This window comes from bacterium (genome assembly GCA_040753555.1).
Taxonomy (GTDB): Bacteria; UBA9089; UBA9088; order UBA9088; family UBA9088; genus JBFLYE01.
The window spans coordinates 1-9,532 of the sequence record JBFMDZ010000079.1; the positions used below are offsets into that span (position 1 = coordinate 1).

Annotated in this window: 12 protein-coding genes; 11 read left to right on the top strand and 1 reads right to left on the bottom strand. The window is 36.3% G+C overall.

Features of this window, described 5'->3' with window-relative positions; translation table 11 throughout:
- Window positions 1-428 precede the first annotated feature (428 nt).
- From AB1630_07430 to AB1630_07480, 11 genes are read left to right on the top strand one after another with little or no spacing between them, the layout of a single operon-like run.
- A complete protein-coding gene (locus AB1630_07430; GenBank protein ID MEW6103624.1) occupies window positions 429-719 on the top strand; it encodes a hypothetical protein in 291 nt (96 codons plus the stop codon).
- A complete protein-coding gene (locus AB1630_07435) occupies window positions 712-1,164 on the top strand; it encodes a hypothetical protein (GenBank protein ID MEW6103625.1) in 453 nt (150 codons plus the stop codon). Before AB1630_07430 ends, AB1630_07435 begins: the two co-directional genes overlap by 8 nt.
- A complete protein-coding gene (locus tag AB1630_07440; GenBank protein MEW6103626.1) occupies window positions 1,161-1,715 on the top strand; it encodes a hypothetical protein in 555 nt (184 codons plus the stop codon). Before AB1630_07435 ends, AB1630_07440 begins: the two co-directional genes overlap by 4 nt.
- 15 nt (window positions 1,716-1,730) lie before the next feature.
- Window positions 1,731-2,099, top strand: a complete 369-nt coding sequence (locus tag AB1630_07445) for a hypothetical protein (protein ID MEW6103627.1) — start codon at window positions 1,731-1,733, stop codon at window positions 2,097-2,099.
- 40 nt (window positions 2,100-2,139) lie between these two features.
- Window positions 2,140-2,937: a peptidoglycan-binding protein gene (locus AB1630_07450; GenBank protein ID MEW6103628.1), complete on the top strand. Its 798-nt coding sequence runs from the start codon at window positions 2,140-2,142 to the stop codon at window positions 2,935-2,937.
- A 37-nt stretch (window positions 2,938-2,974) separates the two neighbouring features.
- Window positions 2,975-3,544 (top strand): hypothetical protein, encoded by a 570-nt coding sequence (locus AB1630_07455; GenBank protein MEW6103629.1) that lies wholly within the window; start codon window positions 2,975-2,977, stop codon window positions 3,542-3,544.
- A complete protein-coding gene (locus AB1630_07460; GenBank protein MEW6103630.1) occupies window positions 3,528-4,697 on the top strand; it encodes an NADH:flavin oxidoreductase in 1,170 nt (389 codons plus the stop codon). The genes AB1630_07455 and AB1630_07460 overlap by 17 nt, the downstream gene beginning before the upstream one ends.
- A 17-nt stretch (window positions 4,698-4,714) precedes the next feature.
- Window positions 4,715-5,320, top strand: coding sequence for a hypothetical protein (locus AB1630_07465; GenBank protein ID MEW6103631.1), 606 nt, complete (start codon window positions 4,715-4,717; stop codon window positions 5,318-5,320).
- Between the two features lie 4 nt (window positions 5,321-5,324).
- The gene (locus AB1630_07470; protein MEW6103632.1) at window positions 5,325-6,344 is read left to right on the top strand and encodes a metallophosphoesterase; all 1,020 of its coding nucleotides are present in this window, start codon (window positions 5,325-5,327) and stop codon (window positions 6,342-6,344) included.
- Window positions 6,335-8,677, top strand: a complete 2,343-nt coding sequence (locus AB1630_07475; GenBank protein ID MEW6103633.1) for a pyruvate formate lyase family protein — start codon at window positions 6,335-6,337, stop codon at window positions 8,675-8,677. The genes AB1630_07470 and AB1630_07475 overlap by 10 nt, the downstream gene beginning before the upstream one ends.
- Window positions 8,661-9,170 (top strand): hypothetical protein, encoded by a 510-nt coding sequence (locus AB1630_07480; GenBank protein ID MEW6103634.1) that lies wholly within the window; start codon window positions 8,661-8,663, stop codon window positions 9,168-9,170. The genes AB1630_07475 and AB1630_07480 overlap by 17 nt, the downstream gene beginning before the upstream one ends.
- Window positions 9,171-9,326: 156 nt before the next feature.
- Here the strand turns inward: AB1630_07480 and AB1630_07485 are convergent, their stop codons facing one another.
- Window positions 9,327-9,455: a hypothetical protein gene (locus AB1630_07485; GenBank protein MEW6103635.1), complete on the bottom strand. Its 129-nt coding sequence runs from the start codon at window positions 9,453-9,455 to the stop codon at window positions 9,327-9,329.
- Between the last annotated feature and the right edge of the window lie 77 nt (window positions 9,456-9,532).

A 9,532-nucleotide genomic window follows, 5' to 3' on the forward strand; every position in this document is an offset into this window, starting at 1 on the left:
TTCTATCTCTTTCCTTTCTTCCTGATTTAATTCAATTCTTACAGATTTTCTTGCCATAATATTATTATAGCAAGATTTTATTGTAATGTCAAGTTATTATACCTCTTTTATCGGACAGGGCACTAGGTGCAATAGAGGATATAAAATCTGAAAAATCCAGGTATATTGTCAGAGAAGCACTAGGGATTATAAACAATCAAACAGACCACACATTTTGGCTACTTTTTTTAAATAAATTAGTAGGCATATGGAGTGGTATTATTCTTCTTGGGCTTATGCTTTTCTTCGGGTGGTTATGCTATACTTCAGGATTAAGGGGCCTAGTGAATGGTTATTTTTCTCAAATAGCTTTACTTGGATTAATGGGAGCATATCTTGGTAATCTCATGACAAACGAACCTTTTTTGTTTGTGAAAGGATATACTGGGATGTTTTTTATTTACCATCTTTTTATAAAGCCAATCCTTGGTGCATTTGCGGCTGTTTTTATCTTTGTCCTTGAGAAATCTGAACTTATCTTCTCTATAAATCCCATTCAAAACACACTAGGAAACATTATAACCATTAATGTCCCTCCGGATTCAGAGGGATATGTTTATGCCATCCTTGCAGTTTCCTCTGGATTCGCGGGTGATAAAATCTTAAGAAGCACAATAGGTAAGGTTTTAGAAAGATTAGAAGATAAGGCTGAAAAGAATAAGGAGACACCTAATGGATAAAGGGCTTCTTAAAGACCTCTATAGGATTTTAAGATGGATTGCCAATAATCTAGACCCTTCTGGAACATTAAATAGAATCCTTAATATCTTTTTTGAGCCAGATGAGGAGAGTGTTATAGAAATAGCAAATTCTATACCCAGGTATAGGGTTGATAAAGATGGAAATTCAATCCCAGTAGGGATTGCTGATGAAAGGGGTTATGTCCAATGGGAACAAAAGGAGCTTAAGACATCCATCAATCCATTAAGGGATAAAAGTAAGGTTAAGCTTGGTGATGGGACTATTGTAAAGCTTCCTGTTGGTGTTAAGGATAAGGATGTGGATGTTGTAATAAGTGTTGCACCAAAGGTAAATGTTATAAAGCTTAAGGATGATGTTGTTCTCAAGGAAAAAACAAAGGAAAGCGTTGATTATTATCTTGAAAAATATAAGTCAAAAGAATGAATAGGATTTTGATATTATTCCTTATTTTATCTACATCCATTTTTAGCCAAGAAATGATTACTATACCAAAGAAAGATTTAGACGACATGCTTAAACATCTTAACAATCTTAAAAAACTTGAAAATGCCACACCAACATTTGAGCTTAAAAATTATACGATTATTATAGACAACAAGGGCAGGATATATACAGAGGATAAACTATACGGGACTATGACATTGGGATATAAAATGTATGGGCTAGTTATTGAAATGCCAGCAATTGTAAATAGAAAAGACCCCTCACTTGGGTTTAAATTTAAAATAAAAGAGGTAAATGTCTTAAGTATTGGAAAGAAAAAAGATGATTTAGAGATAACACCAGCAATTGGATTTTTGTTGCAATTTTACAGAACAAAGCGTATAATTTTAAGTGTGGTTGGAGCAACGGATGTTTTTGGAACAGGTTTATCCATAGATTTTAATAAAAAAACAGACCTCTTGCTTGGGGTTGGGATAAACTATAAGGGAAATTTTAGTGGTTTTATTGGAACAAGCTTTGAGGTCTTCTAAATTAGGAGGTGCAAAATGGCATTAGAGTTTGGGTTGATTGAAGAGAGGGTTAATGGGCTTATTGATGAGTTTAAGCCTATTGTAGAAGAGGCAAAAAAGGATAAGAAAAAGGCACTTATTCTCCTTTTTCAAAATATCCTTCATATAACAAGCGAGCTAATTGAGCTTGTAGAGGATGTAAAGAAGGAAGCAAAGGGAGAGGATAAGAAGAAGCTTGTAACAGATGGTGTTACCTATATCTATAAAAGGGTAAATCCAGATCTTCCTTTTCTTTTTGAGCCGCTTGAGACTTATGTTGAGAACCTTATATTGGAAAAGCTAGTTCCAGGATTTATTGATTTCTTGGTAGATAAGTTCAACAAAAAAGGAATATTTACCAAATAAGCTTATAAAGGGATATTTTTAGTCTTAAGGAGGAGAAGCTATGTTAGTGCTGAAGGAAGGGTCATCAGGCCCAGAAGTGGTCAAACTTCAGGAAAGATTAAAAGCTCTCGGTTTCAATCCTGGGCTCATTGATGGAGATTTTGGCCCTGGCACAAAGGCAGCGGTAATAGCTTTTCAGAAAAGTGAGGGGCTGTTAGCCGATGGCATTGCTGGAGCACGCACACAAGGTGCTTTGGGATTAGTCACAGATATTAGTCTTCCCTCTGTAATTTCGGGTGTAACTGTTAATATTGTCTCAAAGATGTTTCCATATACGCCAGTTGATAATATCAAAACTAACCTTCCCTTTGTTCTCAATGCCTTGATGGAAAAAGAATTGGTCGATAAACCTATGGTAATTATGGCATTAGCGACAATTCGGGCTGAAACGGAAAGTTTTGAGCCTATAAATGAAGGCAAATCGAAGTTTAACACCTCACCTGGCGGACATCCATTTGACTTATATGACAATCGTAAAGACTTGGGAAATCAGGGGCAAGGCGATGGAGAAAGGTTCAAGGGTCGTGGTTTCATTCAGTTGACAGGCCGCTCCAACTACCAAAAGTATGGTAAGGCAATTGGTCTTGGGAATAATCTTATTGATAATCCAGATTTGGCGAATGATCCTGATATTGCATCAAAACTATTAGCCATTTTCCTGAAAGATAAAGAAAGAGCCATTAAAGAGGCTTTGATAGATAATGATTTGAGATTGGCACGAAAACTTGTCAACGGTGGCAGCCATGGTTTAGAAAGATTTACAGAGGCATTCAATATCGGAAATAACCTTATTGTGTAAAAGAAGTGGTTAACAAGTGTAATTTGGAGCTAGTATAATGCTATTGATAGATATTCCTGTAGGTCTTATTTCAGGCCAGTTGATAGCTGATGCAGGAAGGGATATCCTACATACAAAAAGGGGATATAGTTTCTTAAAAACCATATCCATCCTTTTTGCCTTTCTCTTTATTACACCCATTGTTATCTATTTCTATTTGGGCTGGCCAGCCTGGGAGACAAACTATTTCTTCAAAGAGATAGATAATATCAAAAACAACCCCTGGCTTGCCTTAATATCTGGTATATCCATTGTATCAATGACACTTATCCCAACATTGCTTGGCCTTTTTTCTGGAAGATACTTGATTACAAGAGGAAAGAGAAGTCTCCTTAAGGCTTCTTATATAAGCCTTGGAATTCTCATTCTTATTATTGTATTTTTTAGTAGAAATCAGACATTTAATGTATCTGCAAATTGGGTTGACTGGCAAAGTGGGAACACATTCTCTTTTTTTGAAAACCCATTCTTTATATTCTGGCTTATTCTCACAATTATCTTTTGGGGTTCATTATTTATTCTTTATATATGGATAAGGAAGAAATCAAAAGATGTCTCTTTTATTTGAAAAAGGCAATATTGGAAGCCTTATTTTAAAAAACAGGATAGTAAAATCAGCAACCCTGGAGAATATGGCAAATTCTGATGGATTGCCGACAGATGATACCCTAAATTTTTATGAAAGCCTTGCAAGTGGTGGGAGCGGGCTTATCATTACAGGATATGCCTATGTAAATAAGAATGGGAAATCTTTCCTATTCCAGAATGGATGTCATAATGATGATATAATTCCAGAATGGCAAAGGATTATTGATGTAGTGCATAAAAATGGAGCAAAGATTGCTATGGAGATTGTCCATGGTGGTCGCCAAATAAACTCAAGGTTATTTAAAAGAAAACCAATGGCTGCCTCAAGATTTCCCAATTTCTTCTATTTTTCTATTAGCTTATCTATGACAGAAAAAGAGATTGAACAAACAATAGAGGATTTTGGGAAAGCGGCTTCAAGGGCAAAGAAGGCTGGATTTGATGCTGTTCAAATACATGCTGCACATGGATACCTTATAGCAAACTTTCTCTCACCCCTTACAAATCGTCGTTCTGATAAGTGGGGAAAGGACAGATTTCTCTTTCTGGAGAAGGTTTATATGGCTATAAGAGAAGCTGTTGGCAAAAATTTCCCCATTCTTTGCAAGTTAAATGTAGATGATTTTGTTGGATTTGGGATTACAGAAAGATGTAGCTTTTTATATGCCAAAAGATTAGAGGAGTTAGAACTTGATGGTTTGGAGATTAGTGGAGGAATCCTTGAGACAACATTCAATATGAGTATGGGAGAGATACCAGTAGATATTATGTGTCGTAATCGGGGTATGCTTGAAAAGATATATCTTACAACATTCCTTAATATTCAAAAGCTCTGGACAGGTTTCAAAGAAGCCTATTTTTTGGAATATGCAAAAAGGCTAAAGCCATCCCTTAAGATTCCTTTAATCCTTGTTGGTGGAATTAGAAAGAAGAAGACAGCAGAGACTATTTTGGAAAATAAACATTCAGATTTTGTTTCAATGGCAAGGGCTCTTATCTGTGAACCAGACCTTCCAAAAAAATGGGAGGAGAATACACAAGATTCTGCAAGATGTTTATCCTGTAACCTTTGTATTGGCGAGGTTGAGCAGGGAAATAAAACAAAATGCTATAAATTTTGGCAAAATAATTGAATTATGGAGGTGTTAATATGGTTCAATTAGACATTCCAGCGGCATTTGCAGTGAGTCAATTTTTTGTTGACCTTGCAAGGAAGAAAATTAAAAGAGAGGCAGAGAAGGAAGGGAATAAAAAACCTGCTATTTACTACCAATATTTATTCTATTCTCTCTTCTTTGCAGCAATAGTCATTGTGCCAGCAGGTTTATACCTTTTGGCAGGATGGCCTGGTTGGGAGCAGATTTATTGGAGCAAGAGGTTTGAAAATCTTATCCATACAGGATTATTTAACCCTCTCCTTCCAACGCTATTTGTTCTCTTTATCGTTTTAGGAGGCTATCTTGGATTTGTCCTTGCCTACCATTGGGTTGTAACGGGAAAGGAGAGGTTTTTAAGACCAACATATATTGGTGTTTTACTAATATCAGCCCTGATAGTCATTATATGCTACCCATCCTTTTTCTTGGTTGGAACATACGACCAATACCACAACCTTAATGGACAAACAAGAGCGTCAATGGCAAAGGTATGGGAGAATCCATTTCACTTTGGCTCTGCATGGATTGGTGTTATGGTCTATTTCACAATCTCTATAATCTATATGATTATAAAAATAAGGAGGGAGGTAAAGGAGTAAAGAAATGGAAAAGGTTGTTGTAGTTTCCGATCTTCATCTTGGAGAAGAAGGTTGTAGTTTAAGAGATGAGGCAATTGTTTCCTCTTTTATTGAGGAGCTAAAAGCACAAGGCGAAATTGACCAATTTATTTTGCTTGGAGACATCCTTGATTTATCTATGGGGGGATTTTCTAAGGCAACAGAAGATGCAAAGCCTTTTTTTGAAGCTATATTAGGGGTTGATATAAAAGAGATACTTTATCTTCCAGGAAACCATGACCACCACCTTTGGGTATTAGAAGCAGAGCATAGGGATATTATTCAGAAGATAAGAAATGGAGGAATTCCGGAAAGCCCTAATTATATTAGAGAGTTCAAAGGAAAGGAAACATTTATTTCGGGAATTTTTCCAGATTCTATGAAGGATAAGCTAATTGTTAAGTATCCAAACCACATAGCAAAGGTAAAGGAAAAAAGGTATTTCTTTCACCATGGCCATTATCTAAGCACAGAGGGAACCTTAATCTGCAACATAGACGAAGCCTTGAAAAAATGCGACTCCCTTAATGATTTTGAGCTTGAAAACTCTCCCATCCATGAGCTTATCCAGTATTCATTAGAACAAGCACCCCATATGAAAGAGAAGATAAAAGAGGCTTGGAAGGGGGGTGGAGAACAGCTTGCTATGTTTACTGTAATTGATGAGATGCTTGATTCATTTAAAAAATGGCAATATTTCTTCTCTCCATTAATCCGTTTCTTTCTTATAATAAATCTTATAAAGCCAAAGCCCATTAGGGGAACAAAGATTGATAACAAGATGATAGAGAGGATAGAGAATTACATAAAATTGAGCGAAGAAACCTGTGATTGCTTTGTTTTTGGCCATACACATATTCCAGAGGGAAAGATAAAAAATAGCCTCATCATCGCAAACGCAGGTTCTTGGCTCAACGAAGGAGACGGTGCATCCAATTCATATATTGTGATTGATGATAAGGTTACAATTAAAAAACTTGGGATAAAAGAGTCAATATGGATGTAATTAAAGATATTAATCTTAACAGCCTTCCTCGCCTTGAAAGGCTAAGGGAGATTCATTTTAACACAAAGCCTGAAATATGTGTTGAGATTGCAAAATTGCTTACAGATTTTATGAAAAAGAAAGGCATAAAGCCAGAGGATGGAATATCTGAAAAGATGGCTTCCGAAAGGCTTAAATATATCCTGGAGAATAAAAAGGCACTAATTGATGATTTAAGTCTGTTGGCTGGGACAACGACAACAAAGATAAAAGGTGTTCCTATATATCCCCAGTTTATGGGTCAAGCTATATGGCCTGAGCTTGAGACAATAAGTATAAGAAAGAAAAACCCATTTGGTATTACAAAAGAAAAGATTAATGTTTTAAATCAAGATGTATTTCCCTATTGGATGGATGGAACAATTCAGGAGGTTTGTAGAAAAGATTACAATAATCCAAAAAGCTTACAGATAATGGAGCGCATTGTATTCTTCCTTGCATCAAAGGCACATGCTATTTCCCATACCATCCCAGATTATGAGAGGGTGGTAAAAGAAGGGCTTTCTGGAATACTTAAGGAAATGGAGGGAAAAACAGGCGATTTTTATACAGCAGCAAGATTGGCAATTGATGGGGTAAGTGCCTACGCACAAAATCTAAGCCAAGAGGCAGAAAATCTGGCTAAAAATACCGCTGATTCCCAAAGGAAAGAAGAGCTTTTGAATATAAGCCGAATATGCAAGAAGGTTCCAAGAGAAAAATCAGAGACCTTACAGGAGGCATTGCAGGCAATCTGGATATGCCATATTGCCCTACATCAAGAGCATACAAACATTGCATTAAGCTTGGGAAGGCTTGATAAGATGCTTTCTCCTTTTTATAAACAAGGCAAGGAAAAAGAGGCAATTGAGCTTCTTGGATGCTTCTTTTTAAAGCTTGCTGACCATGTTCCAATGAATGCAGAGACAGGGGAGGAGCTATTTGGTGGAAGTGGCTCAAATCAGGCAATCACCATTGGAGGGATTACAGAAGATGGAAATGACGGCGTAAATGAAATGACCTATCTTATCCTCAAAACAATTGAATTGCTAAAGGTAAGGGATCCAAATCTAAATGCAAGATACAATCCAGATAAAAATCCTAGAGAATACCTAAAAAGGCTCTGTAGGGTTAACATAAACACAAGGGCAACACCCTGCTTTCATAATGATATTCCTGTTATTGAGGCCCTTGTTAAGCAAGGGTATTCATTAGAGGATGCAAGGGATTATGCAATTGTTGGCTGCGTTGAGCCAATTGCACCTGGAAAAACCTTTGGCCATACAGGTGCAATTCTTCTAAATCTTACAGCTTGCCTTGAGATGGCTCTATTCTCTGGGAAACATAGGTTAACTGAGGATGAGCAATTTGGACCTAAAACCAAAGAGCCAAAAGAGATAAAATCCTTTGATGAATTCCTTAATGTATTTAAAGAGCAAACAATATTTCTTATTGAGCAAAGCGTTCTGATAAATAATTCTCTTGGAAAGACGCACCTTAAGGTAAATCCCTTGCCTTTTCTTTCAACATTAACCGATGGCTGCATTGAAAAAGGAATGGATGTTCTAGAAGCTTCCGCAAAATACAATTCATCTGGTGTTGCCATTATTGGGCTTTCTGAGGTTGTTGATTCTTTATGTGCAATAAAGGAATTTGTATTTGATAAGAGAAATATAAGCTTTGAGACTTTGATAGATGCAATAAATAAAAATTGGGATGGATATGAGGTTTTAAGGCAAAAAATTCTCAATTCTGGGAATAAATTTGGAACACAAAGCAGAGAGGCATTTGATATGACACAAGAAATTATATGCCTTCTCCATAATGAGTATCAAAAAAGGGAAAATTATAGGGGAGGTAGGTATGTTGTAGGATATTGGACAATGACAATCCATGCAGGCTTGGGGGTTTTAACATCTGCCTTGCCATCTGGAAGAAAAAATAAGGAGGTATTGCCTTCTGGAATAACGCCTGTATCTGGTTCTGCACTAGAATTGCTTGATGTTTTACACTTTGTGGCAGGTCTTTCTCACGATAAAATTGCCAATGGCCATGCCCTGAACCTAAAATTTACCCCAGGAGAGAATATGTTGGATAATTTTACAGCAACAATTGAAGGATATATGAAAAAGGGTGGAATGCAGGTTCAATGCAATATCATAGATAAGAAGACCCTTGAAGAGGCAAAGGAACACCCAGAGAAATTTCCTCCTCTTCTTGTAAGGGTTTCAGGCTATACAGCATACTTTCAAGACCTAAACCCATATATGCAGGATGAAATAATAAAAAGACAAGAGTATGGATTGGTTATTTAGCTGGTATTACAGAATAAAAAGGTGGTTTGTAAAGAGGGGTCTCATCAAAGCCCTTGAGGCAGAGAAGATTGAGGCAGAGTTTGCTGAGGAGTTTTTGAAAATCCTCCTTAATCTTATGAGCCTTTCCTTTATCATTGATAAAGAATATAGGGAATATATAAAAGGCTTTACTGGAATTATTCAGTTTAGAAGCAAGGATAATGAAATAAGGGTTTTGGCAATATTTAATAATGGCAATCTTATTGCAAAAGAGCTTAAGCCAAATGAGGTTTTGGTCAAAAAACCCAATGTATCTGTTGTTTTTAAAGACCCAATTGCCTTGATAAATTTTCTCCTTCCAAAGGGAGGAAAGAGGGATATATTAAGGTCTCTATTGAATAATGAGGTAATCCTTAAGGGAAATCTAAATTATATCTATAGATTTGGCTTTCTAGCAAACCACCTTCAGCTTGAGCAGAATTTCCCCATCCCTAAATTTTTATATAAAAATTAGGCTCTTCGCATAATATGGTGCAAAAATAATTGTATTCGCATCTACTCACCTCATCCATTTGTTATTCTTTTGTCCTACTTCATCTTAAGATGACGCCAGCAATAACTACCTCTAAAGCCACCTTTTCAATTCTTTAAAAACCATCATCTCTAGGCTTTATTTTAGGTTTAGTAGCCATCTCCACAAGGGAAGAAATTTTATTATCTTATTGTCTATCTTCTCTCTTGCTTCATAACAGACATTCCGTAGTTTTTCAATCCATTTTTTTAAAAAAACATACCACACCTTCTCCCTCTTTTTAATCTACAGGGACCATCTACCTGGGGTGCATTATCAAAATCTCTTCTTAACTTTTACCTCGG